The following is a 26801-nucleotide window of genomic DNA, read 5'->3' as shown; positions in this document are numbered from 1 at the left end:
CCAGAGAGGACAGAGGAGGAGACAAATGGTGGAATCCATCGCACGCGTCAAGCACATCCGCGTGACCCCTCAGAAGGCTCGTCGTGTCGTCGCGCTCATCAAGGGCAAGCCTGCTCAGGAGGCCCTGGCCATCCTGAAGTTCGCCCCGCAGAGCGCCAGCGAGCCGATCTACAAGCTCGTCGCTTCGGCCATGGCCAACGCCCGCGTGAAGGCGGACAAGGACGGCGAGTTCCTGGACGACCAGGACCTGTACGTGGCCAACGCGTACGTCGACGAGGGCACGACGCTCAAGCGTTTCCAGCCCCGTGCCCAGGGCCGCGCGTTCCAGATCAAGAAGCGCACGAGCCACATCACGGTCGAACTGGCAACCCCCGCGGTCGCCGAGACCGCGACCACGACCGACAAGAAGGCGAGCAAGTAATGGGACAGAAGGTCAACCCCTACGGCTTCCGCCTCGGCATCACCACGGACCACGTGTCGCGCTGGTTCTCCGACTCCACGAAGCCGGGCCAGCGTTACGCCGACTACGTGGCCGAGGACATCAAGATCCGCAAGCTCCTGCAGACGCAGCTGGACCGCGCCGGCGTGAGCGGGATCGAGATCGAGCGCACGCGTGACCGCGTCCGCGTCGACATCCACACCGCCCGCCCGGGCATCGTGATCGGCCGCCGCGGCGCCGAGGCCGAGCGCATCCGCGCCGACCTCGAGAAGCTCACCGGCAAGCAGATCCAGCTGAACATCCTCGAGGTCAAGAACCCCGAGGCCGACGCACAGCTCGTCGCGCAGGGCGTCGCCGAGCAGCTCTCCGCCCGCGTGGCCTTCCGCCGCGCGATGCGCAAGGGTCTGCAGGGCGCGCAGCGCGCCGGCGCCAAGGGTGTCCGCATCCAGGTGTCGGGCCGCCTCGGCGGCGCCGAGATGAGCCGGTCGGAGTTCTACCGCGAAGGCCGTGTGCCCCTGCACACCCTCCGCGCGAACATCGACTACGGGTTCTACGAGGCCAAGACCACCTTCGGCCGCATCGGCGTGAAGGTCTGGATCTACAAGGGCGACCTCACCAACAAGGAGCTCGCGCGCGAGCAGGCCAACGCACCGAAGGCACCGCGCGGTCGTGACGACCGTGGCGGCGACCGTCGTCGTGGCCCGCGCAGCGAGGCCCCTGCCGCAGAAGGAGCATCGGCATAATGCTTATCCCCCGCAAGGTCAAGTACCGCAAGCAGCACCACCCCGGCCGTTCCGGCCAGGCGACCGGCGGCACGAAGGTCTCCTTCGGCGAGTTCGGCATCCAGGCCCTCACGCCCGCGTACGTGACGAACCGTCAGATCGAGTCCGCTCGTATCGCGATGACGCGTCACATCAAGCGTGGCGGCAAGGTGTGGATCAACATCTACCCCGACCGTCCGCTCACGAAGAAGCCGGCCGAAACCCGCATGGGTTCCGGTAAGGGTTCGCCGGAGTGGTGGGTCGCGAACGTCAAGCCGGGTCGCGTCCTCTTCGAGGTCGCCGGTGTCAACGAGGAACTCGCTCGCGAGGCCCTGACCCGTGCCATTCACAAGCTGCCCCTGAAGGCACGCATCATCAAGCGCGAGGAGGGCGACGCGTAATGTCTGTCGGTACCAAGACGCTCGCTCCGAGCGAGCTGGACACGTTCGAGGACCAGCGCCTCGTCGAGGAGCTCCGCAAGGCCAAGGAAGAGCTGTTCAACCTGCGCTTCCAGTCGGCCACCGGTCAGCTCGAGAGCCACGGCCGCATCCGTGCGGTCAAGCGCGACATCGCGCGGCTCTACACCGTGATCCGTGAGCGCGAGCTCGGCATCCGTGCCACGCCCGCCCCCGCGGAGGTCGCGACGAAGGCGAAGAAGACGAAGGCCAAGAAGGCGGATGCCGCCGACGACGCCGCGAAGGAAGAGGCCGAGTGATGGCTGACACTGAGAAGAAGGCCCCCGCGCCCAAGGCTGCCCCGGCAGCGAAGAAGGCGCCCGCCAAGAAGGCCGCTGCCAAGGTCGAGGCCCCGGTGGCCGAGGCTCCCGTGCGGGCCAAGGGTCACGAGTCGGCGTCGTCCGACGTCCGTGACGCCGACGCCCGCGGCTACCGCAAGGCCCGCCGTGGCTACGTGGTCAGCGACAAGATGGACAAGACGATCGTCGTCGAGGTCGAAGACCGCGTGAAGCACCCGCTTTACGGCAAGGTCATCCGCCGCACGTCGAAGGTCAAGGCCCACGACGAGTCGAACAGCGCCGGCATCGGCGACCTGGTCGTCATCAACGAGACCCGCCCGCTGAGCGCCACCAAGCGCTGGCGTCTGGTCGAGATCCTCGAGAAGGCCAAGTAAGGCCTCGGCCTTCTTGGAACCCAAGGAGTAAAAAGTGATTCAGACAGAGTCCCGCCTCAAGGTCGCCGACAACACCGGCGCCAAGGAGCTGCTCACGATCCGCGTGCTGGGTGGCTCGAGCCGCCGCTACGCCGGTCTCGGCGACACCATCGTGGCGACCGTCAAGGACGCGATCCCCGGCGGCAACGTCAAGAAGGGCGATGTGGTCAAGGCCGTCATCGTCCGCACCGTCAAGTCCACCCGTCGTCCCGACGGGTCCTACATCAAGTTCGACGAGAACGCCGCCGTCATCCTGAAGAACGACGGGGAGCCCCGCGGCACCCGCATCTTCGGTCCGGTCGGTCGTGAGCTTCGCGACAAGAAGTTCATGAAGATCGTCTCGCTCGCACCGGAGGTGATCTGACCTCATGGCCAAGATCAAGAAGGGTGACCTGGTTCAGGTCATCACGGGCGCCAAGCCCGAGCGCGGCGGCGACCGTGGGAAGCAGGGCAAGGTCCTCGAGATCCTTGTCGAGCAGAACCGCGTCATCGTCGAGGGCGTGAACTACGTCACGAAGCACAACCGCGTCGGCCAGTCCCAGCGCGGGACCAAGACGGGCGGCATCGAGACGATGGAAGCCCCGATCCACATCTCCAACGTCGCCGTCGTCGACCCCTCGACCAAGAAGCCGACCCGTGTCGGCCACCGGGTCGAGGACCAGACGAAGGACGGCGTGAAGCGCACCGTCCGCGTGCGGTACGCCAAGAAGTCAGGCAAGGACCTCTGAACATGAGCAGCACCACTGCCGCGGCGGCTGGCAAGATCCAGCCCCGCCTGAAGCAGAAGTACCAGGCCGAGATCAAGAAGGCCCTGCAGGAGGAGTTCGGCTACCCGAACGTCATGCAGATCCCCGGTCTCGTGAAGGTCGTCGTGAACACCGGTGTCGGCGAGGCAGCTCGCGACAGCAAGGTGATCGATGGCGCGGTCGACGACCTCGTCAAGATCACCGGCCAGAAGCCGGTCGTCACGAAGGCCCGCAAGTCCATCGCGCAGTTCAAGCTGCGTGAGGGCCAGGCCATCGGTGCGCACGTCACGCTCCGCGGCGACCGCGCCTGGGAGTTCATCGACCGTCTCGTGAACCTCGCGCTGCCCCGCATCCGCGACTTCCGCGGCCTGTCGCCCAAGCAGTTCGACGGGCACGGCAACTACACGTTCGGTCTGCAGGAGCAGTCGGTCTTCCACGAGATCAACCAGGACAAGATCGATCGCGTCCGCGGCTTCGACATCACGATCGTGACCACGGCGAAGACGGATGAGGAGGGCCGCTCGCTGCTGCGTCAGCTCGGCTTCCCCTTCACCGCTCCCGAGGTCAAGGCGTAACACCACCCACCACAGGTCGGATGCCGTGTAACGGCATCCGAAACCTGGTGAACAAAGGAAAAACACTCATGACAATGACAGACCCGGTCGCAGACATGCTGACCCGTCTGCGCAACGCGAACTCGGCGCACCACGACACCGTGTCGCTGCCGAGCTCGAAGCTCAAGACGCACATCGCCGAGATCCTCCAGCGCGAGGGCTACATCTCCGGCTGGGAGGTCTCCGACGCCCGTGTCGGCCAGACCCTCACGCTGACCCTGAAGTACGGCCCGAACCGCGAGCGGTCGATCGCCGGCATCAAGCGCGTCTCCAAGCCCGGTCTGCGCGTGTACGCACGCTCCACCGAGCTGCCCACGGTCCTCGGTGGCCTGGGCGTCGCGATCCTGTCCACCTCCTCCGGTCTCCTCACCGACCGTCAGGCCGAGCAGAAGGGCGTCGGCGGGGAAGTCCTCGCCTACGTGTGGTGATCTGACATGTCGCGTATCGGACGTCTTCCCATCGACATCCCCGCCGGCGTCACCGTTTCGGTGAACGGCCAGGATGTCGCAGTCAAGGGCCCCAAGGGCGAGCTCGCGCTCACCGTGTCGAAGCCCATCGAGGTCAAGGTCGAGGAGAGCCAGGTCCTGGTCTCCCGTCCCGACGACGAGCGTGAGTCGCGCTCGCTGCACGGGCTCACCCGCACCCTGATCCACAACAACATCATCGGCGTCACCGAGGGCTACACCAAGGGCCTCGAGGTCGTCGGAACCGGTTACCGCGTGGCCCAGAAGGGTGCGGCCGTCGAGTTCGCCCTCGGCTTCTCGCACCCGGTGCTCATCGAGCCCCCGGCCGGCATCACGCTGACCGTCGAGGGCAACAACAAGCTCACCGTGAGCGGGATCGACAAGCAGGCGGTCGGCGAGGCCGCCGCCAACATCCGCAAGATCCGCAAGCCCGAGCCCTACAAGGGCAAGGGTGTGCGGTACGCGGGCGAGGTCGTCCGCCGCAAGGCCGGAAAGGCTGGTAAGTAATCATGGCTGTGAAGTCGAAGACCGACGCCCGCGCGCGTCGTCACACCCGCCTTCGCAAGAAGGTCGTGGGCACCGAGGCGCGTCCGCGTCTGGTCGTCACCCGCTCCGCCCGCCACGTCTTCGTGCAGGTGGTCGACGACAGCAAGGGCCACACGCTGGCATCCGCCTCGACCCTCGAGGCCGATCTGCGTGCGTTCGACGGTGACAAGACCGCCAAGTCCCGCAAGGTCGGCGAGCTCGTCGCCGAGCGCGCGAAGGCTGCCGGTGTCGAGGCCGTCGTGTTCGACCGTGGTGGCAACCGCTACGCGGGACGAGTCGCGGCGATCGCCGACGGCGCCCGCGAGGGAGGTCTGGACCTGTGAGTGAGAACAAGGAGAACGAAGTGACCGAGACGACGGCACCGGCTGCGGCCGAGGCTCCCGTCGAGCGCGAGGCTCGCGAGCCCCGTCGCGGCGGTCGTGAGCGCAACGCCAACCAGCGTGACCGCGGGTCGCGTGACGCCGACAAGAGCCAGTTCCTCGAGCGCGTCGTCACGATCAACCGCGTGTCGAAGGTCGTCAAGGGCGGTCGCCGGTTCAGCTTCACGGCGCTCGTCGTCGTGGGCGACGGCAACGGTCTGGTCGGCGTCGGCTACGGCAAGGCCCGCGAGGTCCCCCTGGCGATCTCGAAGGGCGTCGAAGAGGCCAAGCGCAACTTCTTCCGTGTGCCGCGCGTCGGCTCCACCATCCCGCACCCGGTGCAGGGCGAGGCCGCTGCCGGCGTCGTGCTCCTGCGTCCGGCCGCGGCCGGTACCGGTGTCATCGCCGGTGGTCCGGTGCGCGCCGTGCTCGAGTGCGCCGGCATCCACGATGTCCTCTCCAAGTCGCTCGGCTCGTCGAACACGATCAACATCGTGCACGCGACCGTCGCGGCTCTGAAGAGCCTCGAGGAGCCCCGCGCCGTGGCCGCCCGTCGTGGTCTCGACTACGACCAGGTCGTGCCGGGCATCATCATCCGCAACGAGGCCAAGGCCGCGGCTGCGCAGAAGGCAGGTGTCTGATGGCTAGCCGCCTGAAGGTGACCCAGGTCAAGTCCAAGGTGAGCGAGAAGCAGAACCAGCGTGACACGCTGCGTTCCCTCGGTCTGAAGCGGATCGGCGACTCCGTCGTCCGTCCCGACGACGCGCAGACGCGCGGCTACGTCAAGACCGTCGCGCACCTCGTGAAGGTTGAGGAGATCGACTAATGGCTGAGAAGAAGGACGAGACGGTCGAGGCCGTCGCGGCCGAGAAGGCCGCCCCGAAGAAGGCCGCCGCGCCGAAGAAGGCTGCCGCCAAGCCGGCTGCCGCCAAGGCGGAGAAGGCCCCCGCGAAGAAGGCCGCGTCCAAGGACGCGCCCGCCTCGCGCCCCGGTGTGCTCAAGGTGCACCACCTGCGTCCGGTCCCCGGATCCAACACCGCGAAGACCCGTGTCGGTCGCGGTGAGGGCTCCAAGGGCAAGACGGCCGGCCGCGGCACCAAGGGCCAGAAGGCCCGGTACCAGGTCAAGGCCGGCTTCGAGGGTGGGCAGATGCCCCTCCACATGCGCACGCCGAAGCTGCGCGGGTTCAAGAACCCGTTCCGCGTCGAGTACCAGGTGGTCAACCTCGACAAGCTCGCCGAGCTGTACCCGTCCGGTGGCGACGTCACCGTGACCGACCTCGTCGCCAAGGGTGCGGTCCGCAAGAACGAGAAGGTCAAGGTGCTCGGCACCGGCGACATCTCGGTCAAGCTCACCGTGGCCGTCGACAAGGTCTCGGGTTCTGCCGAGCAGAAGATCGTCGCCGCGGGCGGTTCGATCAAGTAGTCCAGCGGCAGGGGTCGGAGGCATGCCTCCGGCCCCTGTTGCCGTACTCTGGTAGACGGTGTCTCCCGAGGCACCGGCCACCCCACTGGAGGAAATGCCCTTGTTCAGCGCCATCGCGCGGGTCTTCCGCACTCCGGATCTCCGGCGGAAGATCGGCTTCACCCTGGCGATCATCGCCGTCTACCGCTTCGGTGCGCACATTCCGACGCCGTTCGTGGATTTCCCGAACGTGCAGTCGTGCCTGGACCAGTCCAGCGGGACCGAGGGGCTGCTGTCCCTCGTGAACCTGTTCTCCGGTGGCGCCCTCCTGCAGCTGTCGATCTTCGCCCTCGGCGTCATGCCGTACATCACGGCGACGATCATCGTGCAGCTCCTGCGCGTCGTCATCCCGCACTTCGAGACCCTCTACAAGGAGGGTCAGGCGGGCCAGGCGAAGCTGACGCAGTACACGCGGTACCTCACGATCGCGCTCGCGCTCCTCCAGTCGACGACGCTCGTGACCGTGGCCCGCTCCGGCCAGCTCTTCGGCAACACCGGCATCGCCGAGTGCCAGACGCTCCTCACCAACGACGCATGGTGGGCGCAGCTGCTCATGATCATCACGATGACCGCCGGCACCGGCCTCATCATGTGGTTCGCCGAGCTCGTCACCGAGCGCGGCGTCGGCAACGGCATGTCGATCCTCATCTTCACCTCGATCGCCGCGACCTTCCCGGCCGCGATGTGGTCGATCGCCCTCGCGCGCGGCTTCGAGGTCTTCCTGCTCGTCCTCGCCGTCGGCATCGCCGTGGTCGCCCTCGTCGTCTTCGTCGAGCAGTCCCAGCGCCGCATCCCGGTGCAGTACGCCAAGCGCATGGTCGGCCGGCGCACCCTCGGCGGGACGAACACCTACATCCCGATCAAGGTCAACATGGCCGGCGTCGTGCCCGTCATCTTCGCCTCGTCGCTGCTGTACATCCCGGCGCTCATCGCCCAGTTCAACCAGACGCCCGCCGCCGACGGCTCGGTCCCGGGATGGGTGGCCTGGATCCAGCAGTACTTCACGACCGGCGACTCGCCGTTCTACATGCTCGTGTACTTCCTGCTCATCATCGGCTTCACGTACTTCTACGTCGCGATCACGTTCAACCCGGTCGAGGTCGCGGACAACATGAAGAAGTACGGCGGCTTCATCCCCGGCATCCGCGCCGGTCGCCCCACGGCCGAGTACCTCGACTACGTGCTCACCCGGATCACGCTGCCGGGCTCGATCTACCTGGGCCTCATCGCCCTCCTCCCGCTCATCGCCCTCGCGACGGTCGGCGCCAACCAGAACTTCCCGTTCGGCGGCGCGTCGATCCTCATCATCGTCGGCGTGGGCCTGGAGACGGTGAAGCAGATCGACGCCCAGCTGCAGCAGCGACACTACGAAGGACTTCTGCGATGACCTCAGCCCCCGCTCGCCTCCTGATCATCGGACCCCAGGGTTCCGGCAAGGGCACCCAGGGTGTCCGCATCGCAGAGGTGCTCGGGATCCCCGCCGTCTCCACCGGTGACGTGTTCCGCGCGAACGTCAAGGAGGGCACCGAGCTGGGGCTGAAGGTCAAGGCCATCATCGACGCCGGCGACCTCGTCCCGGACGACCTGACGAGCGCGATCGTGCGCGACCGGCTGGCCGAAGCGGATGCCGCGGGAGGGTTCCTCCTCGACGGGTACCCGCGCAACCTCGGCCAGGTCGCCGACCTCGACGCCTTCCTCCAGGAGCGCGGCGAGGCGCTGACCGCGGTCATCGAGCTGTCCGTGCCGCGCGAGGAGTCGATCCAGCGCCTGTCGCTGCGTGCCGCCGAGCAGGGCCGCGCCGACGACAACGAGGAATCCATCGCCAAGCGCCTCGCGATCTACGAGTCCGAGACGGCACCCATCCTCGACGTGTACCGCGCCCGCGGCATCGTCGACGAGATCGACGGCGTCGGCTCGCTCGACGAGATCACCGAGCGCATCACGGCGGCCCTCGCCGCGCGCGCCATCTCGGCCTGATCGTGGGTCTTCGCCGCTCCCTGTACAAGACCCCCGCCCAGCTGCGGGCGATGGTCGAACCCGGCCTCATCACCGCCGCTGCCCTCGACGCCGTCCGCGCGCTCATCGCGCCGGGTGTCACGACGGGTGAACTGGATGCCGCCGCCGCCGACGTCATCCGTTCACGGGGTGCCGAGTCGAACTTCCAGCTGGTCCGCGGCTACCGCCACACGACCTGCATCTCCGTCAACGCCGAGGTCGTCCACGGCATCCCGGGGGAGCGCGTGCTCGAGCCGGGCGACATCGTGTCGATCGACTGCGGTGCGCAGTACCAGGGCTGGAACGGCGACTCGGCGATCACCGTCGTCGTGCCCGACCCGGCGCGGCCTGAGCTCGTCGCCGCGCGGCAGCGTCTGTCGGACGTGACCGAGACGTCGCTGTGGGCCGGGATCGCGGCGCTCGCGTCGGCGAAGCGCGTCGGCGAGATCGGCGACGCCGTGCAGACCTCGATCGAATCCTCCGGCGAGAGCTACGGCATCCTGCGCGACTATGTCGGGCACGGCATCGGCCGGCGCATGCACGAGGGCCCGACGGTGTTCAACTACCGCGTCGCCGACCTCGGGCCCGAGGTGCGCCCGGGGCTCTGCCTCGCGATCGAGCCGATGGTCACCGGCGGCTCTGACGAGACGTTCGTCGAGGACGATGACTGGACCGTCACGACGGTCGACGGCAGCGACGGCTCCCACTGGGAGCACAGCGTCGCCGTGCATGATGGAGGCATCTGGGTGCTCACCGCGCCCGATGGCGGAGCTGCCGGACTCGCGCCCTTCGGCGTCGTGCCGGCGCGGATCGGTTAAGGGGTTCTCATGGCAACGGCAGGCAAGACCAACTGGTTCGCGATCTGGGTGAGCGCAGCGGTGCTCGTCGTGCTCGCGCTCGTGATCGGCCTGGTCGTGTGGATGAACAACGCCGCGACCGACCCCGGGACGCCGCCGAGCGGGTCGGGGGTCAACCAGGAGACCGGCGCCGTCGTCGTTGGCGACGGGGAGCAGACCCTCGACACCTACATCGACTTCATGTGCCCGATCTGCGGCCAGTTCGAGGAGGCGTACGGCGAGGAGATGCTGAGCCTCGTCGAGGACGGCACGATCACGCTGAACATCCACCCCATCGCGATCCTCGACCGGTACTCGCAGGGCACCGCGTATTCGACCCGCTCGGCCAACGCGATGTACTGCGTCGCCGAGGCGGACCCCGACGCCGCCGTGCCGTTCATGCAGGCTCTGTTCCAGAACCAGCCCGAGGAGGGGTCGACCGGCCTGACCGACGACCAGATCCTCGAGATCGCCGCGGGCGTCGGCGTCGACGGGATCGACGAGTGCGTCACCGAGGTCCAGTACGAGAAGTTCGTGGCCGCGAAGACCGAGGAGACCCCGGTGCAGCCCGGCGCCTCCGGCATCGGAACCCCGACGCTCGTGGTCAACGGCGAGGTCATCGCCAACTCGACGATCCCCGCCGTGGGCGAGTTCGCCTCGCTGTTCGAGTAGGTTCCGCGGGGTCGGGGTCGGGGTCGCGGCGGACCTTGCATGGCGCCGAGAAACCACATCCAGCACGAGACATCACGCGAGGCGTGGTTTCTCACGCCGGATGTGGTTTCTCACTGTCCGGGAGGAAGTGAGCGCGGGTTGCGGCGCAGCGTCGCGAGGAGCGCGGGTCGCGGCCGGCGCACCGCAGGAACCCCGGCGCGCAGCAGGGCGAGGCGCAGCGGCTCGACGCGGACGGCGTCGGCGTAGTCCCAGCGCGCGAACGCGTGGCCGTGGCGGCGGAGGCGATCCTCCCGGCGCTTCTCCTCCCGGAGGCGCTGCTGAGCTCCCGCCGGATCGTCGAGGCCGTACTTCCCCCACCCGTCGGACTCGCCGATGACGCCGACCGAGGCGAAGAAGAAGTCGACGCGGTCCAGTGCTCCCTCGTAGCGGAACTCCCGCTGCAGTTCGGGCGCCTCGAGGCCGCTCCAGAGGATGACGGCGCGGCTGATGCTCTCACCGGGGGACTCCGACCGCGAGTCGATCATCGGCCAGAGGAGCTCGAGGCGCGCGCGGCCGCGGCGCGTGCACTGCGTCGAAGCGCGGCCGCGCAGCTCGTCGACGTCGAGCGACCCGCCCTGCGCGGGGGACACCGCCGCGTCGGCGACCGCCAGCGCATGCGCCGGCGGGAGGATGCGGGCCAGGTCGACCACCGTGTCGGCCACATCGGTCACCGCGATGCCGGCGACGAGCTGCACCGCCCGGCCGTCGGCGCTGGTGTGCACGGCGACGTCGCCGAATCGACGGGATGCCGCGCGGTCGGGGTCGTAGACGTGGATGTCGCGCGGGTGCCCGAACAACGGGAGGTCGTGCACGACGGCGGCAGACTCGAGGCAGAGGATCGCATCCGGGTGTGCACGGGTGAACGCCTGCACCCGGACCTGATACCGCTGCCACCCGGCCAGAGACTCCCACACCCGGCCCTCGATGTAGATGCCGGGACGCACTCGGCGGTAGGCCGGAGAATGCACCCGCGTCCCGAGCGCGCGGGCTTCTTCGATGGTGATGAGCGGGGCGGGCGACAGGAGGGTCGGAGCCATCGGCATCCGCTCATCGTCGTCGCTCCGCGGCGCGCACGCACCGCATCCGCCACGCCGGTGGACGGGATCCGTCTCCGCCTCGCCCTGTGCAGGAGACGCCGGACACCCTTGCTCGGCCCGCGTCCGGCCTCGTCGGCGCCCTGAGAAACCATTTCCTGCACGAGAAACAGCGACAGCCGTGGTTTCTCATGCCGGATGTGGTTTCTCATGCCAGATGTGGTTTCTCGGCGCGGCGGCGGGCGCGGCGGGGCCCGGCAACGCGGCGCGGCTGCGCGGGGCGACGGCGCGGCGGGGGAAACCCGCCCCGCACACGCACCGCGGGGCGAGGGCGAGCCGGGCCCGAGTTGCCGGAGGCCCCGATACCACGTACACTTGATCTTTGGTGCCTTGCGCCTTTATTGGCGTGTCGAGGCACCGAACCCCATCCACCCGCAGACCGGCCGGTCTGCACAAGCGACAACGAGGCTATGGCTAAGAAAGACGGTGTCATCGAGATCGAGGGCGTGATCTCCGAAGCGCTGCCCAACGCGATGTTCCGCGTCGAGCTCACCAACGGACACAAGGTCCTGGCCACGATCTCGGGCAAGATGCGGCAGAACTACATCCGCATCATCCCGGAGGACCGCGTCGTCGTGGAGCTCTCGCCCTACGATCTCACGCGCGGACGCATCGTCTACCGCTACCGCTAGACCGGCTGAGAAGTAACGGCCCGAGCACGTCTGTGCCCGGGTACGAAGACAGCGAAACAGGAAACATCATGAAGGTCAACCCCTCCGTCAAGCCCATCTGCGACCACTGCAAGGTCATCCGCCGCCACGGGCGCGTCATGGTGATCTGCAAGTCCAACCCGCGCCACAAGCAGCGCCAGGGCTGACGTGAAGCGGATGCCGTCGGCATCCGCCCCGCGAACCCACAACTCAATACACACACAGGCAGGAACAAGAACCGACCTCGGTCGGGGACACCTCGGGCGGAGGCCCGGGCACCGATCCTGCTCCACACCTCCATCACTCCCTAGGAGAACCGCATGGCACGTCTTGCCGGCGTTGACATCCCGCGCGACAAGCGCGTTGTGATCGCGCTTACCTACATCTACGGCGTCGGCCGTACCCGCTCGGTCGAGATCCTCAAGGCAACGGAGATCGACGAGAGCATCCGGGTCAAGGACCTCACTGACGAGCAGCTCGTCACGCTCCGCGACCACATCGAAGGCAACTACAAGGTCGAGGGTGATCTCCGCCGTGAGGTCGCCGCCGACATCCGCCGCAAGGTCGAGATCGGCTCCTACGAGGGCGTCCGTCACCGCCGCGGCCTCCCGGTGCGCGGTCAGCGCACGAAGACGAACGCGCGTACCCGCAAGGGTCCCAAGCGCACCGTCGCCGGCAAGAAGAAGGCGCGCTAGGCCTCCGCCGGCGCCCCAAGGATTTAGGGAGAACGCAAAATGGCACAGGCCAAGAACGCCGCGCGCAAGCCGCGCCGCAAGGAGAAGAAGAACATCGCGCTGGGCCACGCCCACATCAAGTCGACGTTCAACAACACGATCGTCTCGATCACCGACCCGTCGGGCGCCGTCATCAGCTGGGCGTCCTCCGGTGGCGTGGGCTTCAAGGGCTCGCGCAAGTCGACCCCGTACGCGGCCGGCATGGCCGCCGAGTCGGCTGCCCGCCAGGCCGCCGAGCACGGTGTCAAGAAGGTCGACGTCTTCGTGAAGGGTCCGGGCTCGGGCCGCGAGACCGCGATCCGGTCGCTGACCGCCGCCGGCCTCGAGGTGGGGTCCATCCAGGACGTCACCCCGCAGGCGCACAACGGCTGCCGTCCCCCGAAGCGCCGCCGCGTCTGATCATTCGGAGCCGGGGCACCTCACGGTGCCCCGGCTGCCGCCGTTTCCCGGAGGCCGCGACTCATGCGGCATCCGACGACAAAAACTCAAAACCTCACCAACTGCACGTGTCAAATAGCGGTCACGTGACTGAAAGGAACACATAGTGCTCATCGCACAGCGTCCCACTCTGACCGAGGAGAAGATCGGCGAGTTCCGCAGCCGGTTCGTCATCGAGCCCCTGGAGCCCGGTTTCGGTTACACCATCGGCAACGCGCTGCGTCGCAGCCTGCTGTCCTCGATCCCCGGCGCCGCGGTCACCAGCATCCGCATCGACGGTGTGCTGCACGAGTTCAGCACCATCCCGGGCGTGAAGGAGGATGTCACCGAGATCATCCTCAACATCAAGCAGCTCGTGGTCTCCTCCGAGCGCGACGAGCCCATCACGGCGTACCTCCGCAAGACGGGCGCCGGCGAGGTCACCGCGGCGGACATCTCCGCTCCCGCGGGCGTCGAGGTGCACAACCCCGACCTGGTCATCGCGACCCTCAACGACAACGCGAAGTTCGAGCTCGAGCTGACGATCGAGCGTGGCCGCGGCTACGTCTCGGCGACGCAGAACCGCAACGAGTACGCCGAGGCCGGTCAGATCCCGATCGACTCGATCTACTCGCCCGTCCTCAAGGTCAGCTACCGCGTCGACGCGACCCGTGCCGGGGAGCGCACCGACTTCGACAAGCTGGTGCTGGATGTCGAGACGAAGTCCTCGATCTCGGCTCGGGATGCCGTCGCTTCGGCCGGCCGCACGCTGACGGAGCTGTTCGGTCTCGCCCGCGAGCTGAACGTCGAGGCCGAGGGCATCGAGATCGGCCCGGCGCCGGTCGAGCAGGTCCTCACCAACGAGCTGTCGATGCCGATCGAAGACCTCGACCTGTCGGTGCGTTCGTACAACTGCCTCAAGCGCGAGGGCATCAACACGGTGTCCGAGCTCGTCGCCCTCTCGGAGACGCAGCTCATGAACATCCGCAACTTCGGCCAGAAGTCGGTCGACGAGGTGCGCGACAAGCTCATCTCGCTCGGCCTGTCGCTGAAGGACTCGGTCCCCGGGTTCGACGGCGCGCACTTCTACGGCGGATACGACGACGAGACCGTTTGAGTCGACTCCGGCTCGCCCGGGTCTCTCGCTGACACTTTTCAACTGGAGTAACTGACATGCCCAAGCCCACCAAGGGTCCCCGCCTCGGAGGCGGCCCCGCCCACGAGCGCCTGCTGCTTGCGAACCTCGCCGCGGCCCTCTTCACGCACAAGTCCATCACCACGACCGAGACCAAGGCCAAGCGCGTTCGCCCGCTCGCCGAGCGTCTCATCACGTTCGCCAAGCGCGGCGACCTGCACGCGCGTCGTCGCGTGCTCGGCGTCATCGGCTCCAAGGAGGTCGTGCACGTCCTCTTCACCGAGATCGCGCCGCTCGTCGCCGAGCGTGAGGGTGGCTACACCCGCATCACGAAGATCGGCAACCGCAAGGGCGACAACGCCCCCATGGCCGTCATCGAGCTCGTCCTCGAGCCGGTGAAGCCGAAGGCGAAGTCCGCCAAGAAGGCCGCCAAGGCCGCTCCCGCCGCCGAGGCTCCGGCCGAGGAGACCCCGGTCGAGGAGGCTCCCGTCGAGGAGGCCGCCGAGGCTCCGGTCGAGGCCGACGAGACCGCTGCCGCCGGCGCCGAGTCGCAGGAGGAGGGCGCTGCCGCTGAGGCCGCCGCCGAGGACGCCGTCGAGGAGAAGTCCGCGTAAGGCTCCGCACCGTGTGAAAGGCCCGCTCCCTTCGGGGAGCGGGCCTTTCCGCGTCCGGGCGGCTCGGTACGCTGGAACGGTGAGCACTGACGACCTGCCTCTCGCCGAGCGTCTCGGACCGACGCCGGATCCCGCCCCGCCGGCGCACCCGGACGTCGCGGAGTGGCGCCCCGCGAGCCTGGGCGAGATCGACGCGATGCACAGCGTCTACGCGGCCGCGGCGCCCGTCGATCACCCCACCTACACGACGCCCCGGGAGGAGCTCGAGGAGACGCTCGAGCTCAGCCACGTCAACCCCGTCCGCGACACCCTCGTCGGCTTCGCCGCGGACGGCACCGCCGTCGCCGTCGGCATCGCGATGCCGCACGCCGACCGCTCGTCGGTGGTCCGCGCCTACCTCGACGGCGTCGTGCACCCGCAGTGGCGGCGGCGCGGGATCGGCACCGCGGTGGCCGAGTGGGAACTCGCCCGGGCACGTCGGCAGTTCGCCGAGTCGGGCTCCCCGCTGCCGGCGGAGGCAGTCATGTACGCCGATGAGCGCGACGCCGGCGCGGTCGTCATCGCGGAGCGGCTGGGGCTGCAGACCGAGCGCTGGTTCACGAGCATGGTGCGCGACAGCGCGGCCCCGCTCCCGGATCTCCCCGAGCCCGACGGCATCCGGGTCGTGCCCTTCACCCCCGAGATGCGCGACGCGGGGCGCGCGGCGCGCAACGACGCCTTCCGCGACCACTGGGGGAGCCTGCCGACCGACCCGGAGCGCTGGCAGCAGTTCGTCGGCGGCCCGTTCTTCCGCCACGATCTCTCGCGCGTCGCCGTGGTGGGCGACCGCATCGTGGCGTTCTGCCTGGCGTCGGTGAACGAGGACGACTGGGGGACGCTCGGCGCCTCGAACGCGTACATCGACCTGATCGGCGTCGTGCGGGATCACCGCCGGAGGGGCCTCGCGCCGCTCGTCGTCTCGCGCACGCTGGCCGCGATCGCGGAGGCGGGCCTGGAGAAGGCGGTCCTCGATGTCGACACGGAGAGCCCGACGGGCGCGAACACGCTCTACGAGCGGCTGGGCTTCACGGCCACCGACCGCTCACGCGCTCTCGTGAAGCACTACTGAGGCCGGCCGCCCTCCCGCACCGGGATCGCGTGGCGGATCGACCACAGCAGGTCGGCGGCCTCGTAGCGCGCCTGCAGCTGCTCGTCCTCGACGCGCTGCACGGCCGTCGCGACGGCATCCGCGAACACCTTCCCGCCCGCCGCGCCGGGATGGATCCGGTCGCTCGCCAGCAGGTCGGTCCGGTCGTCGATGGCCGCCGACCAGTCGGCGATCGAGACGCCGCGATGGGATGCCGCGAACGCGGCGATCTCCTGATTGACCCCGGGGATCCAGTCGCGGGGTGCGAAGGCATTGACGAGGACGAGGTGGCGGGCCGGTCCGACGATGCGGGCGACGTCCTCGAGGGTGGCGCCGTCGACGGGGCCGTTGGTCCCGAGCGCGACGACGACGTACTCGCGCAGCTGACCCTGGTCGGCGAGGCGGGTGAGGATCTCGGGCGCCGTCCACATCGACCGGGACACCTCCGCATCGACATGGATGCCGGGGAAGGTCTCGAGCAGTCCGGGAGCCGATGCCAGCATGACGGAGTCGCCGATCGCCGTGACGCGGTCGCCGGCGACGTGTGCGGATGCCGGCGGAGCCGGGCGGTCGTCGGCGAGGCGGCACGGGGCCGCGGTATCCCCGGCGGGCAGCTGCGGGCCGGGCGTGGCGCAGGGGGTCGGGCTCGGGGCCGCGGCCGCGGGTGGGGCGGCGTCGGGGGCGGCGGGGACGGTCGGGGCCGGGGGTGCGGCGGGGGCGGGCGGGGCTTCGGGCCCCGCTGCCGCGTCGGCGAGGGCGCGGTCGAGTGCGTCCTGACCCGCTTGCACGACGGCCTCGCTTGAGGTGGTCTCCGGCGCCGCCGCCACGGCGGCCGTCGTCCCACCGAGCAGCACGGCGCCGGCCACGATCGATGCGACGGCGCCGAACCGGCGCGCGGGGGACGACGCCAGCCGCGCGCGCACCCGCCGCCCGACCCCGCGGAACCCGTGCACGCGCACCGGCTGCTCGACGAACCGGTACGACAGCTCGGACAGCACCAGGGTCAGGACGGCGGCGGTCGCGCCCGCGGCGACGGGCACACCGGCATCCGCCGTCGTGCCGCTGCCTGCCGCCGTCACGAGCACGACGAGCGGCCAGTGCCACAGGTAGATGCCGTAGGAGCGTTCGCCGATCCAGCGCAGCGGCGCGATGTCGAGCGTGCGACCGAAGAGTGACCCCGGCCGCACCGACACCACGATGACGACGCCGGCGAGCACGGATGCCGCGACGAGGGCGCCGGGGAAGGTCACGGCATCCGTCGTGGGCGTCATGGTGGCGAGCGCGACGAGAGCTGCGAGCGCGGCCGTGCCGAGGACCGGTCCCATGAGGCGGACCGCGAGCGGCGGCGCCGTGCGGGTGGTGGCGCCCTGCAGGGCGAAGGCGAGGGCGACGCCCAGGAGCAGTCCGAACGCGTGGCTGTCGGTGCCGTAGTAGGTGCGGGTGGGCTCCGCCGTCGCGAGGAGCGTCACGGCCCACGCGGCCGACCCGGCGCCGAGCGCGAGGGCCGCGGCGGTGCGCAGCCAGCGTCCGGGCAGCAGGAGGAAGAGGGGGAGGAGGAGCGGCCAGAGCAGGTAGAACTGCTCCTCGACGGCGAGCGACCAGAGGTTGCGGAACACTTCGGGCTGCGAGGCCGTGAAGTACGAGGCGCCGGTCGCGAGCGACAGCCAGTTGTAGGAGAACGTCGCCGCCCCGGCGACCTGCAGGCCGAGCCCGACGAGCACGTCGCCGCCGATCAGCCAGGCGGCGGAGGCGCACACCGTGACCACCGCGACGAGCGCGGGGACGAGGCGGCGGGCGCGGCGGATCCAGAACGGGCCGAGCGCGATGCGGCCGTTCCGCTCGCGCTCGCGCAGGAGCAGCGAGGTGATGAGGAACCCGGAGATCACGAAGAAGACGTCGACGCCGATGAAGCCGCTCTGCAGCAGCCAGGCGGGGAACAGGTGGTAGATCACCACCAGGAGGACGGCGACGGCGCGCAGGCCGTCGAGGCCCGCGAAGCGCGCGGAAGCGGAAGAAGTCATAGGGGGGAGGAGGTGCGACGGAGGCTCGGAGACGTCCCATCCAGTCTACGTTTCGACCCTGCCCTGGTCGGTGCCCGGCGGCGCGCGTCGCGGGGGTGCGCGTGGTGCCGCCGCGGGGTGCGCGGCGCCGAGAAACCACATCGAGCGTGAGACATCACGCGTGCCGTGGTTTGCGATGCTGGATGTGGTTTCTCACGGGGCGGGGGATGCCGGGCGGCCGGGGCGTGCGCGGGGCGCGGCCCGGGCGCCCGGCGCCGCCACCGGGCCGAGCCCCCGCCGAGCCCCCTGGGCCGGGCCCCCACCGGGCCGAGCGCTCACCGGCCCGGCGCCCCCACCGGGCCGAGAAACCACATCGAGCGTGAGACATCACGCCTGCCGTGGTTTGCGATGCTGGGTGTGGTTTCTCACGGGGCGGGGGATGCCGGGCGGCGGGGAGTGCGCGGGGCGCGCCGGGGTGCTGCGGGGCGTGCGCGGGGCACGTGCCGCGGTGTGCGCCCCGTCCCGGGCCGAGAAACCACATCGAGCGTGAGACATCACGCGTACCGTGGTTTGCGATGCTGGATGTGGTTTCTCACGCGGCGGGGGATGCGGGGCGGCGGGGGCGTGCGCGGGGCGCGTGCACCTGGGAGACTCGGAGCGACGCAAGGAGGCGCGGTGGAACAACGGGTGCTCGTCATCGGCGAGGCGCTGATCGACATCGTCGAGAGCGCGGACGGCTCGCGCGAGCTCGTCGGCGGGAGTCCGGCGAACGTCGCGGTCGGTCTCGCGCGTCTGGGCCACCTCACGGCGCTGCAGACGCGCATCGGGCACGATCCGCGCGGGGCACGGATCGCCGAGCACCTCGCCTCGTCGGGCGCGGCCCTGACGCCGCAGTCGTGGGGGGATGCCGCCACCTCGACCGCCCGCGCGCGGCTGGGTGCCGACGGGTCGGTCTCCTACGTGTTCGACATCGACTGGCGGATCCCCGTACCGAACCTCGATGGGATCGGCCTCGTGCACTCCGGGTCGATCGCGCTGTTCCTCGAGCCCGGCGGGGCAGTGGTGCTCGAGGCGCTCCGGCATGCGGCGCGGGGCGCCGCGCTCGTGTCGATCGACCCCAACATCCGGCCGGCGCTCGTCGGCGACCGCGACGCCGCGCTGGGCCGGTTCGGCGACGCGGTCCGTGCCGCGGATCTCGTCAAGCTCAGCGACGAGGACGCGGCGTGGTTGTATCCCGGCAGCCAGCCCGAGGAGGTCCTCGCGGACATCGCCGCGCACGGCGCGCGGCTCGTGGTCATGACGCGCGGATCCGCCGGGGCGATGGCGCTCGGGCCGGACGGCATCCTGGAGGTGCCCGCCTGGCCGGTCGACGTCGCGGATACGATCGGCGCGGGCGACGCGTACATGGCGAGCCTCGTCTCGAGCGCCCTGGACGATCCGATGCTGTTCACCTCCGAGGCCGCGGTGGAGCGCGCGATGCGCCGCGCAGCGGTCGCCGCGGGCATCACCGTGTCCCGGGTGGGCGCGAATCCGCCGACGCGCGCCGAGGTCGCCGCCGCGCTGCGCTGACCCGAGAACCGCGGGCTGCGCTTCGCCGCCGGGCATCGCCGCGTTGCCACGACGCGTCCGGCGCAGCATCCCGCCGTCGCGCAGCCGACCCAACGGCGGAGATCCTGCGTGCGTCGGCGGGCAACCGCATCCGATCGGTGTGCCCGGGCACGGAATCCGCCGCTCGGACGAGGGACCGGCGCCGCGATCCCAAGAGCCCGATGCGACATACCGCGCATGGATTCGTCCTCAGCGCCGAACATCGGACATGCTGGGAGCAGCGCTCGACGTGAGACGACCCCTCCCCCCAGTGAGGTCGACGGCGGCGTCGCGACAGCGCCATCCCGCTCTGCGGGCTGGAGACGCTCTCGCTGGTTGTGGCCGGCGCGTGCGGGCACCCCCCAATGGCCCCCGCGCCGGTCACAACCAGAAGCCCCGGCAGAACCGTGCTCCAACGTGGGCGACGATGTACGCATCATCGCCCACGTTGCGGCTGGCAGTTCCCCCCGGACACCAACCGTATGAGCGACCCCTCCCCAGCGGGGCGTGAGAGAAATGTAACCCCGGGCCCGGACATGGCCTACCACCGGGGGAACATCTTGCGAGGCTCTTGCGCTGATCTTGCGCTTCCTGCGGTTGGGTGTCTGAGCCTTGCTCTGCGCCGACCTGCGGATGCGTGGCCGCGCCTTCATCCGCGCCGAACTGCGGATGCGTGGCCGCCTGACCCGCACTTCGGCGCGTGTGAAGAGTCGGCTGTGGATTCATCGGCGCCGATGTGCGGGTGTGCCCGCGCCTGACCCGCACTTCGGCGCCCGCGAACCGCGAGGCGGGGCGGGTCGGCGCGAGCGAACCGCGAGGCGCGAGGCGGGGCCGGTCGGCACGAACGAACCGCGAGGCGGGAGGCGAGGCCGGTCGGCGCGAGCGAACCGCGAGGCGCGAGGCGAGGCGGGTCGGCGCGGGGCGAACCGCGAGGCGGGGTCCAACCCGCGGCAGCGCCCCCGCCCGCCACACGGCCCCGCCCCGCCCCGCCAACCCCGAGCCGAGGCGGGGCCCAACCCGCGCCCGCCGTAGGCTGGGTGTGTGCGAATCCGCCTCGACATCGCCTACGACGGGACGCATTTCCGCGGGTGGGCGCACCAGCCCGGGCTCCGCACCGTGCAGGGCACGATCGAGGGCGCGCTCGGCCGCATCCTCGGCGGCAGCCCTCGCCTCGTCGTCGCGGGCCGCACCGACGCCGGCGTGCACGCGAGCGGCCAGGTCGCGCACGTCGACCTCGACGAGGCGCAGCAGGGGCGGCTCCTGCAGCGGCGCCCGCGGCACGACGCGACCGACCCGGTCGACGCCCTCGCCCCGCGGATCGTGGGCGTGCTGGGCCAGTATCCCGACGTGACGGTGCGCCGCACGTCCCTCGCGCCCGAGGGCTTCGACGCCCGCTTCAGCGCCGTGTGGCGGCGCTACGCGTACCGCATCGCCGACCGCCGCACCGGCTACGACCCCATGGAACGGCATCGCACCACGACCGTCCGCGCGCACCTCGACGAGCAGGCGATGGATGCCGCGGCCCGCTCCCTCATCGGGCTCCACGACTTCGCGGCCTACTGCAAGCCGCGCGAGGGCGCGACGACGATCCGCACGCTGCTCGAGTTCGACTGGCACCGCGACGCCGCCGGCATCCTCATCGCCAACGTCAAGGCCGACGCGTTCTGCCACAGCATGGTGCGGGCGCTCGTGGGCGCGTGCGTCGCGGTCGGGGAGGGGCGCCTGGACGTGGAGGATGTCGCGTCGCTCCGCGACGACGGCGTGCGCACGAGCGAGTTCAAGGTGCTCGCCGCCCGCGGCCTCAGCCTCACCGAGGTCGGCTACCCCGCGGACGACCTGCTCGCCCTGCGTGCCGAGCAGACGCGCGCCCGCCGCGTGCTCGGCGACGGCAACGACGACACCGACGACGACGACTGACGGCACGCGTGAAGCCCGTCCATAGGGCGTGCGCATAGGGTGGGAGGGTCATGAAGGTCATCTCGTACAACCTCCGCAAGCACCGCGCCGCGGGCGAGCTCGCCGGCCTGATCGGGCAGCACCACCCGGATGTCGTCTGCCTCCAGGAGGCCGACACCAGCGACATCCCCGACGAGATCGGCGGGCTGCGGCTGGCCGACGCGACATCCCGCAACCGGCTGGGCCTCGCGGTCTACTACCGCGAGAACACGTTCCGGCTCATCGAGGCGAGGTCGATGTCGCTGAAGAAGTCGCTGCACGACCGCGTGCTGAAGCCCGCGGAAGAGCGGATGCTGGGCGTGCGCCTGCACGACATCGACCACAACCGCGAGCTCATCGTGGCGTCCTTCCACGCGGCGCCCCTCACGGCACTGAACTCGCTGCGGCGCCACCAGATCGGCGCGGCGCTCGCGGAGCTGTCGACCCTGGGCGACGATCTGCCGATCCTCATGGTCGGCGACTACAACTACCCCGTGTTCAAGGAGAACCTCGGGCAGAAGGTGCGCGCGCAGGGCTACGAGCTCACGCTCAGCGATGTGCGCACATACACGCGGTACAAGTTCTTCCGCGGGCACTACGACTTCGCCACGTCGGTGTCGTTCGACATCGAGACGGTGCGCACCCTGCCGCAGGGGCAGAGCGACCACCTGCCGATCCTCGTGGTGGCGGAGCCGGTGGCGGCCAGCGCCGTCGCATAGCCGATCACAAACAGAAACGCCCCCGAGCCGAAGCTCGGGGGCGTTTCGCGTACGTAGATCAGGCCGTGGCCTGGCCGCGCTGACGACGGACCGTGGTCGCGACGGCGATGCCGCCACCGGCGAGCAGCAGGGCGCCGCCACCGATCCACAGGCCGAGGAGCTGGCCGCTGTCGCCACCCGTGTTGGGAAGCGTCGAGCCACCCGACGCGGCCGCGACGGTGATCGTGGCCGTGGTGGACGCGGCGGAGGTCGCGCCGGTCGCGGTGAGCGTGTAGGTGCCGGTCGCGTTGCTCGGGAGCGTGATGGTCGGCGAGACGGAGCCGGCGGCGCTCGCGGTCTTCGAGCCGATCGGGACGTTGGTCTGGAGCACGAACTTCGCCGCAGCGAGGGTCGCACCGGAGGCGTTCTCGCCGGTGAGGAAGAAGTTCACCGGTTCGTTCGGCGCGAAGCCCGTGAACGTGAGGGTGACGGGGGCGCCGGGGGTGATCGTGATGCTGCCGCCGCCGACGGGAGTCGGCGTGTACGCGTTGGCGGCCACGGGGGCGAACACGAGGCCGGCCGCGAGTGCGACGGCGGCGACGGCCTGGGGGAGACGGAGCTTCATGAGCATCCTGCTTTCAGTTCGGGGAGGGGGGAGTCCCTGACCATCAATGCATTGTGGAGCGGTCAGCCAAGGAATAGGTTCGTCCCGGCAAGTATTCAGGAATGCCCCCGGATCCGCAAATCCCCTGGGTTACGCTTACGTAAACTTCCGACCCGGTCGCGGGAACAATCGGTGCGGGCGACGACCGGTCAGGAATCGCGTCGACGCGAGCGCCGCACCGCGGTGGCGATCGCGATCGCGGCGCCGGCGACGACGAGCGCCCCGCCGCCGATCCAGAGGCCCAGCAGCTGAGTGCTGTCTCCGCCCGTCACGGGCAGCTGGCCGTCCGCCGCGACGGTCGCACTGGCGACCCCGCCGGCCGATGTCGCGGAGATGGCCTCGATGTTGTAGACGCCGCTCGCGTTGCTCGGCAGCGTGATCGACACGGGCGCGAGCGCACCGGTGGCGGTGGAGGTGCGCACCGTGCTGCCGGTGGAGACCGCGAACTTGACGAATGCGAAGCTCGCCCCGGCGCCGTTCTCCCCTGTCACGGTGATCGTGACGGTCTCGTTCGCGCCGAAGGTCGCGCCGCCGCAGGAGAAGTCGAGGGTCTCGTTCGCGCCGGCGGCGCTCGGGCTCACCGAGCACGCGTCCGACGGCGGGTAGATGACGCCCGCGGCGACCGCAGCTTGGGGCAGCGCGAGGGCAGAGCCCACGACCACCGCCGCCGCGAGGGCGAAACGAGTCAGTCGGCGCATGGGGGAGTCACTTTCCGGGGGGAGGTTACGGTGTATCGTACGCGGCCGCGCACTCAGCGCCAATTCGCGTGGGGACGTCGGCATCGACAGTGGGCGTGACGTCCGCCGTCACCGTCGCGGCCCCCGGTTCAGGCGGCTGCACCGTGATGGTGGCGGTCGCCGATGCGCCGGGCTCCAGGTCGGTGCTGAAGGTGAGCACCTGCAGGCCGCGGTGGAAGCCGCCGCCGAAGCCGCCCGCATCGGTGCGCGACGCCTGGATGAGCGTGTACCCCTCGGGCAGGTAGAGGTACGCGACCGTGCGCGCGACGCCTGCGGGCACGCCGAAGGAGCCGCCGCCCGTGATGTACTCCGGCAGCGACGTGGCGGCATCCGCCGGGGCCGTGTTCGTCAGCGTGAGCGTCAGCGTCACGGGGTCGGCGGTGCGATCGCGGGCGTCGACCGTGCAGGCGTCCCAACCGACGGTCGTGTCGGCCGTGACGTAGTAGTCCATCTTCGAGCCGGTGCCGTCGTTCAGGAACACGCCGAACCGGGCCGTCTCGTGGTCGGTGACCGGCAGGCCGCCGGCGAGGGTGGTCTCCGCGATGACCGCCTGGTCCTCCGGCGTCGCGCTCCACATCAGCAGGCGACGTTCATCGCCGGCGCGGCCGAGCGCCGTGACGAGCGCGGTCGGGTTCGCCGACCCCGTCGCGAGGGTGTCGAACACGGCGGCGGCGGCGGCGGCGAAGAACGCATCCTGGTCGGCCGGCTTCTCGTAGCGCTCGTAGACGTCGTTCAGCAGGAGCTGCACCGCGTTGTCGGAGGTCAGCAGGTCACCGGTCGGCAGCGTGACGGGGCCCGTCGCCTTCAGGAGGTATGACAGCGCGACGGGGTCGAGCGCGAGCACGCCGTCGACCTCGACGCCGGTCTCGCGCTTCCACATCTCCCGGGCCAGTTCCCCCGTGATGGAGAAGTCGGGCACCTGGGTGACGTTCTGGATCCACTGCGCGGGACGCTTCTCGAAGATCCGCGTGATCTCGGGGTCGAGGGTCACGACCGGCTCGTCGTACTTCCGGAAGTCGCTCGAGGACCCCTGCGCCGTCATCGACATGGTGCCGGCGTCGGTGTGGATGACGGCCATCGCGCCGACGATGCCGCCGAGCGATCGCCACTCCGCGTTGTTCTGGAAGACGACGAGGTAGTCGCGGGCCCCGTCGGCGCCGAGCATCGAGGGAAGCAGGGCGCTCGCGCGAGCCAGGGCGTCGGTCGCCTTCGCGCTCGTTTCGAGCATGTCGGCGACGTCGGAGACGGCCTCCCGCACGGGCCCCAGCAGGAGGTCGCCATCGAGGGCCGAGACGGATGCCGAGGCGGCGGCCACCCCGTCCGCGCCGAGGCGCGCGGGCTCGGCGATCTCCGCGAACATCGCGGTGTCGATCTTCCCGCCCGTGGGCCGGAACGAATCGATGGAGAAGCTCGCCGCGACGCCGGCGAGCGGCTTCAGCGCGGAGCCGGCGACGTTGTCGGCGGCCGCCGCGACCGTCGACACGGCGTGCAGCTGCGGGCCGATCCAGGGCATGCGCTCCGCGACGGCCCAGACCGGGTCGGAGGTGAGCGCGCGGGCGGCGGAGGTGTCGGCGGCGAGGCGGTCGATGAGGCCCGACGCCTGGGCGGGGTCGCTGATCTTGGTCACGGTCTCGCGGGCCGTGGCCTCGGCATCCCGCAGGTGTCCGTACGCCTCCAGCCCGCGGACGCCGACCCATGCCGTGGCGCCGATCGCGGCGACGAGCAGCGCCCCGAGCAGCCACCCGAAGACGATGCCGGCGACGCGCAGAGGCTTCGGCAGGACGGGATCGCTCACCCGACCACTCTAGGGTCGGCACACCTGGGAGACCGGCCCGGGGTCAGGGTGCGGGCGTCGCCGCGGCCGTTGCCTTGCGTCGTTCCTTGCGGGTGAGCGTCTCGACCTGCGACGTGTAGGAGCCGTGGTACTGGTAGCCGTAGTAGGCCGCGGCCGACCCGCGCTTGGGCACCTTGTTGAGCACGACGCCCAGCACGCGGCCGTTGGCCTTCGCCACGTTCTCGAGCGCCTTATGCATCATCTCGTAGGTTGTGCGGCCGGCCGAGACCACCAGCAGGACGCCGTCGGCGGCCGTGGACAGCACGGCGGCATCCGTCACGGGGATCGTCGGGGGAGAATCCACGATCACGGTCGCGTCCTCGCGCAGCACGGCGAGCAGGTCGCGCATGCGCTGCGAGCCGAGCACCTCGCTGGGGTTCGGCGGGATGCGCCCCGCCATGAGCAGCGTCAGGTTGCCGCTGACGTCGCCGGTGTGCACGACATCGGCGTACTCCGCGCGGCCCGCGAGCACGTCGGTGAGCCCCGCGCCGTCCGGCAGCGCGAACAGGGTGGACAGGACGGGGCGCCGCAGGTCGGCATCCACCAGCACCACCTTCTGGCCTGCGGCGGCGAGGCTGATCGCGAGGTTCGCGGCGGTGGTCGACTTGCCGTCGCCCGGCAGGGGGCTGGAGACGACGATGACGCGCGGCGGATTGTCGACATCCATGAACTGGAGGTTCGTGCGCAGTTCGCGCATCGCCTCGGTCATCGCGGTCGAGTTCTGGTTGTCGGTCGGGCCGTCGAAGATGAGGATGCGGCGGTCCTGCGTGAGGTCCTTCTCCAGCGGCAGCGTGCCGACCACCGAGACGCCGGTCTCGCGCTCGATGTCGCGCGGGTTGCGCACCCGACGGTCGAGGACGTGCCGGATGACGGCGTAGCCGATGCCGAGCGCGAGCCCGATGAGCGCGCCGAGCGCGACGTTGAGGCGGGTGTTGGGCAGCGACGGGCTCGTCGGGAGGCGCGCGGAGTCGCCGGGGATGAGCGTCACGGCGGCGGAGCCTGCCGTGCCGTCGCCTTCGATCTCGTCGATCTGCTCGACCATGCCGCGGATCCACGCTTCGGCGAGGTCGCGTGCTTCCTCGGGGGAGCCGGCCGACGCGCTGACGTGGATGATGACGGTGTCGAGCGGGCTGGACACGTCGACGCGCGTGACGAGCTGCTCGGGCGACTCGGCGAGGCCGAGGTCGGAGATCGCGTACTCGGCGACCGCGCGCCAGCCGCCGATGTCGACGTAGGAGGTCACCTTGCCGCGGGCGAGCTGGTCGCCGACGAGGCTGGAGCCGGTGTCGCTGCCGGTGTTCGCGGCGGCGACGTAGCCGCTCGCCGACGCCGTGTACACGCGCGGCTGCAGGGCGCTCCACCCGAACGCGACGCTGCCGCCGAGGACCGTCAGCAGCACGATCGCCAGCCAGTGCGCGCGCAGAATGCGCAGGTAGTCCTGCAGTTCCATGGTGTCCCCTAGTCCGCACGTACA

At 70.2% G+C, this 26801-nt stretch carries 34 protein-coding genes; 28 read left to right on the top strand and 6 right to left on the bottom strand.

What is annotated here, in order from left to right:
* Positions 1–25 precede the first annotated feature (25 nt).
* The 18 genes from rplV to BR85_RS10610 all read left to right on the top strand — a co-directional run bounded on the left by rplV (position 26) and on the right by BR85_RS10610 (position 10063).
* Complete coding sequence (gene rplV, locus BR85_RS10695; protein ID WP_036272812.1) at positions 26–421, top strand: 50S ribosomal protein L22; 396 nt, start codon at positions 26–28, stop codon at positions 419–421.
* Positions 421–1182, top strand: a complete 762-nt coding sequence (rpsC, locus tag BR85_RS10690; RefSeq protein WP_028496527.1) for a 30S ribosomal protein S3 — start codon at positions 421–423, stop codon at positions 1180–1182. The genes rplV and rpsC overlap by 1 nt, the downstream gene beginning before the upstream one ends.
* The gene (gene rplP, locus BR85_RS10685) at positions 1182–1601 is read left to right on the top strand and encodes a 50S ribosomal protein L16 (RefSeq protein WP_018171451.1); all 420 of its coding nucleotides are present in this window, start codon (positions 1182–1184) and stop codon (positions 1599–1601) included. The genes rpsC and rplP overlap by 1 nt, the downstream gene beginning before the upstream one ends.
* Complete coding sequence (rpmC, locus tag BR85_RS10680; RefSeq protein ID WP_028496526.1) at positions 1601–1915, top strand: 50S ribosomal protein L29; 315 nt, start codon at positions 1601–1603, stop codon at positions 1913–1915. Before rplP ends, rpmC begins: the two co-directional genes overlap by 1 nt.
* A gap of 110 nt (positions 1916–2025) precedes the next feature.
* A complete protein-coding gene (rpsQ, locus tag BR85_RS10675; protein WP_028496525.1) occupies positions 2026–2328 on the top strand; it encodes a 30S ribosomal protein S17 in 303 nt (100 codons plus the stop codon).
* Between the two features lie 34 nt (positions 2329–2362).
* Positions 2363–2731: a 50S ribosomal protein L14 gene (gene rplN, locus BR85_RS10670; RefSeq protein WP_028496524.1), complete on the top strand. Its 369-nt coding sequence runs from the start codon at positions 2363–2365 to the stop codon at positions 2729–2731.
* Between the two features lie 4 nt (positions 2732–2735).
* Positions 2736–3095, top strand: a complete 360-nt coding sequence (gene rplX, locus BR85_RS10665) for a 50S ribosomal protein L24 (RefSeq protein ID WP_028496523.1) — start codon at positions 2736–2738, stop codon at positions 3093–3095.
* A 2-nt stretch (positions 3096–3097) separates the two neighbouring features.
* Entirely contained in the window at positions 3098–3688 is a 591-nt protein-coding gene (rplE, locus tag BR85_RS10660) for a 50S ribosomal protein L5 (protein ID WP_028496522.1), read from the top strand.
* A 68-nt stretch (positions 3689–3756) separates the two neighbouring features.
* Positions 3757–4155 carry a 30S ribosomal protein S8 gene (rpsH, locus tag BR85_RS10655; RefSeq protein ID WP_028496521.1) on the top strand — a complete coding sequence of 133 codons (399 nt, stop codon included), beginning with the start codon at positions 3757–3759 and terminating at the stop codon, positions 4153–4155.
* Positions 4156–4161: 6 nt separating this feature from the next.
* On the top strand, positions 4162–4698 hold the full coding sequence (gene rplF / locus BR85_RS10650) for a 50S ribosomal protein L6 (RefSeq protein WP_028496520.1): 537 nt from the start codon (positions 4162–4164) through the stop codon (positions 4696–4698).
* Between the two features lie 2 nt (positions 4699–4700).
* The gene (rplR, locus tag BR85_RS10645; RefSeq protein WP_028496519.1) at positions 4701–5060 is read left to right on the top strand and encodes a 50S ribosomal protein L18; all 360 of its coding nucleotides are present in this window, start codon (positions 4701–4703) and stop codon (positions 5058–5060) included.
* On the top strand, positions 5057–5737 hold the full coding sequence (gene rpsE, locus BR85_RS10640) for a 30S ribosomal protein S5 (protein ID WP_028496518.1): 681 nt from the start codon (positions 5057–5059) through the stop codon (positions 5735–5737). The genes rplR and rpsE overlap by 4 nt, the downstream gene beginning before the upstream one ends.
* Complete coding sequence (gene rpmD, locus BR85_RS10635) at positions 5737–5922, top strand: 50S ribosomal protein L30 (RefSeq protein ID WP_028496517.1); 186 nt, start codon at positions 5737–5739, stop codon at positions 5920–5922. The genes rpsE and rpmD overlap by 1 nt, the downstream gene beginning before the upstream one ends.
* Positions 5922–6521 (top strand): 50S ribosomal protein L15, encoded by a 600-nt coding sequence (rplO, locus tag BR85_RS10630; RefSeq protein ID WP_081782759.1) that lies wholly within the window; start codon positions 5922–5924, stop codon positions 6519–6521. The genes rpmD and rplO overlap by 1 nt, the downstream gene beginning before the upstream one ends.
* A 100-nt stretch (positions 6522–6621) precedes the next feature.
* Positions 6622–7947, top strand: coding sequence for a preprotein translocase subunit SecY (gene secY, locus BR85_RS10625; protein WP_028496515.1), 1326 nt, complete (start codon positions 6622–6624; stop codon positions 7945–7947).
* The gene (locus BR85_RS10620; RefSeq protein ID WP_028496514.1) at positions 7944–8537 is read left to right on the top strand and encodes an adenylate kinase; all 594 of its coding nucleotides are present in this window, start codon (positions 7944–7946) and stop codon (positions 8535–8537) included. The genes secY and BR85_RS10620 overlap by 4 nt, the downstream gene beginning before the upstream one ends.
* A gap of 2 nt (positions 8538–8539) precedes the next feature.
* Positions 8540–9373: a type I methionyl aminopeptidase gene (gene map / locus BR85_RS10615; RefSeq protein WP_028496513.1), complete on the top strand. Its 834-nt coding sequence runs from the start codon at positions 8540–8542 to the stop codon at positions 9371–9373.
* Positions 9374–9382: 9 nt separating this feature from the next.
* A complete protein-coding gene (locus BR85_RS10610) occupies positions 9383–10063 on the top strand; it encodes a DsbA family protein (RefSeq protein ID WP_028496512.1) in 681 nt (226 codons plus the stop codon).
* A 110-nt stretch (positions 10064–10173) separates the two neighbouring features.
* Here BR85_RS10610 and BR85_RS10605 read toward each other — a convergent pair whose 3' ends face one another.
* Entirely contained in the window at positions 10174–11139 is a 966-nt protein-coding gene (locus BR85_RS10605; RefSeq protein ID WP_231478669.1) for a hypothetical protein, read from the bottom strand.
* Positions 11140–11606: 467 nt separating this feature from the next.
* On the opposite strand from BR85_RS10605, the gene infA reads away from it, so the two are divergent.
* The 7 genes from infA to BR85_RS10570 all read left to right on the top strand — a co-directional run bounded on the left by infA (position 11607) and on the right by BR85_RS10570 (position 15854).
* On the top strand, positions 11607–11828 hold the full coding sequence (infA, locus tag BR85_RS10600; RefSeq protein WP_028496510.1) for a translation initiation factor IF-1: 222 nt from the start codon (positions 11607–11609) through the stop codon (positions 11826–11828).
* 68 nt (positions 11829–11896) lie between these two features.
* Positions 11897–12013: a 50S ribosomal protein L36 gene (gene rpmJ / locus BR85_RS10595; protein WP_005050492.1), complete on the top strand. Its 117-nt coding sequence runs from the start codon at positions 11897–11899 to the stop codon at positions 12011–12013.
* Between the two features lie 153 nt (positions 12014–12166).
* The gene (gene rpsM / locus BR85_RS10590; RefSeq protein WP_028496509.1) at positions 12167–12541 is read left to right on the top strand and encodes a 30S ribosomal protein S13; all 375 of its coding nucleotides are present in this window, start codon (positions 12167–12169) and stop codon (positions 12539–12541) included.
* Between the two features lie 39 nt (positions 12542–12580).
* Positions 12581–12979: a 30S ribosomal protein S11 gene (gene rpsK, locus BR85_RS10585; RefSeq protein WP_028496508.1), complete on the top strand. Its 399-nt coding sequence runs from the start codon at positions 12581–12583 to the stop codon at positions 12977–12979.
* A 145-nt stretch (positions 12980–13124) separates the two neighbouring features.
* Positions 13125–14114 (top strand): DNA-directed RNA polymerase subunit alpha, encoded by a 990-nt coding sequence (locus BR85_RS10580; RefSeq protein WP_028496507.1) that lies wholly within the window; start codon positions 13125–13127, stop codon positions 14112–14114.
* A gap of 56 nt (positions 14115–14170) precedes the next feature.
* On the top strand, positions 14171–14746 hold the full coding sequence (gene rplQ / locus BR85_RS10575) for a 50S ribosomal protein L17 (protein WP_028496506.1): 576 nt from the start codon (positions 14171–14173) through the stop codon (positions 14744–14746).
* 79 nt (positions 14747–14825) lie between these two features.
* Positions 14826–15854, top strand: a complete 1029-nt coding sequence (locus BR85_RS10570; RefSeq protein WP_051526299.1) for a GNAT family N-acetyltransferase — start codon at positions 14826–14828, stop codon at positions 15852–15854.
* On the opposite strand, the gene BR85_RS10565 is transcribed toward BR85_RS10570, so the two are convergent.
* Complete coding sequence (locus BR85_RS10565; RefSeq protein WP_051956223.1) at positions 15848–17893, bottom strand: acyltransferase family protein; 2046 nt, start codon at positions 17891–17893, stop codon at positions 15848–15850. The genes BR85_RS10570 and BR85_RS10565 overlap by 7 nt on opposite strands.
* A gap of 654 nt (positions 17894–18547) precedes the next feature.
* Between BR85_RS10565 and BR85_RS10560 the strand changes: the two genes are divergently transcribed.
* From BR85_RS10560 to BR85_RS10550, 3 genes are all read left to right on the top strand, one after another.
* Positions 18548–19441, top strand: a complete 894-nt coding sequence (locus BR85_RS10560; protein WP_028494765.1) for a carbohydrate kinase family protein — start codon at positions 18548–18550, stop codon at positions 19439–19441.
* Between the two features lie 1059 nt (positions 19442–20500).
* Complete coding sequence (truA, locus tag BR85_RS10555) at positions 20501–21376, top strand: tRNA pseudouridine(38-40) synthase TruA (protein ID WP_028494764.1); 876 nt, start codon at positions 20501–20503, stop codon at positions 21374–21376.
* Between the two features lie 50 nt (positions 21377–21426).
* The gene (locus BR85_RS10550) at positions 21427–22113 is read left to right on the top strand and encodes an endonuclease/exonuclease/phosphatase family protein (protein ID WP_028494763.1); all 687 of its coding nucleotides are present in this window, start codon (positions 21427–21429) and stop codon (positions 22111–22113) included.
* 58 nt (positions 22114–22171) lie between these two features.
* Here BR85_RS10550 and BR85_RS10545 read toward each other — a convergent pair whose 3' ends face one another.
* The 4 genes from BR85_RS10545 to BR85_RS10530 all read right to left on the bottom strand — a co-directional run bounded on the left by BR85_RS10545 (position 22172) and on the right by BR85_RS10530 (position 26777).
* Complete coding sequence (locus BR85_RS10545) at positions 22172–22717, bottom strand: LPXTG cell wall anchor domain-containing protein (protein ID WP_028494762.1); 546 nt, start codon at positions 22715–22717, stop codon at positions 22172–22174.
* Positions 22718–22905: 188 nt separating this feature from the next.
* Complete coding sequence (locus BR85_RS10540) at positions 22906–23454, bottom strand: hypothetical protein (protein ID WP_028494761.1); 549 nt, start codon at positions 23452–23454, stop codon at positions 22906–22908.
* 25 nt (positions 23455–23479) lie between these two features.
* Positions 23480–25288: a DUF4012 domain-containing protein gene (locus BR85_RS10535; protein ID WP_028494760.1), complete on the bottom strand. Its 1809-nt coding sequence runs from the start codon at positions 25286–25288 to the stop codon at positions 23480–23482.
* 43 nt (positions 25289–25331) lie between these two features.
* Positions 25332–26777, bottom strand: a complete 1446-nt coding sequence (locus BR85_RS10530) for a tyrosine-protein kinase domain-containing protein (RefSeq protein ID WP_051526082.1) — start codon at positions 26775–26777, stop codon at positions 25332–25334.
* Positions 26778–26801: the final 24 nt, after the last annotated feature.

The sequence above is a fragment of the Microbacterium sp. UNCCL10 genome (genome assembly GCF_000746195.1).
Classification (GTDB): Bacteria; Actinomycetota; Actinomycetes; order Actinomycetales; family Microbacteriaceae; genus Microbacterium; species Microbacterium saccharophilum.
This window is presented reverse-complemented; position numbering and strand designations above follow the sequence as displayed.